The 450-nt window shown below is 59.3% G+C and carries 1 pseudogene; it reads left to right on the plus strand.

Going from position 1 to position 450, the window contains the following annotated elements:
* Positions 1 to 37: 37 nt before the first annotated feature.
* Positions 38 to 450, plus strand: a pseudogene (locus D3D01_RS22865) (sulfatase-like protein); the annotation flags it as partial.

The raw sequence follows: 450 nt of genomic DNA on the forward strand, positions 1-450 counted from the left end.
CAGCGGGTCGTACCACTTCGATAGGGGGTTCGACACGATGCACGACGCCAGTGGCTCGGCGGAGGCCGGGAAGCTCAAGCAGTTCGTCCAGTCGAACCTCAATAAGGACGGGATTCTGTTCAAAACCATCGAGCGAATATACACCAAAGTCGACGCGATGTGGTCGACGACCGTCGGCAACGAAAGCGAGTACGAGCGGGCCGCCTCGCTCAACCGTCGCGCACTCGATTGGATATACGAACGTGAGGAAGGCGAAGACTGGTTCGTCTGGCTTCACTACATGGACGTCCATCACCCCTACGAGGCCCCCGAAGAGTATCAGCGGCAGTTCCTCGACGAACCGGTTGGAATCGCCGAGTGTCGACGACTCTCGCGGAAGGGGACGCATCACCCCGAAGAGGTGACGGACGAAGAGTGGGAGTTGATTCGCAACCTGTACGACGCCGAGTG

Source organism: Haloarcula sp. Atlit-7R, from assembly GCF_003666065.1.
Classification (GTDB): domain Archaea; phylum Halobacteriota; class Halobacteria; order Halobacteriales; family Haloarculaceae; genus Haloarcula; species Haloarcula taiwanensis.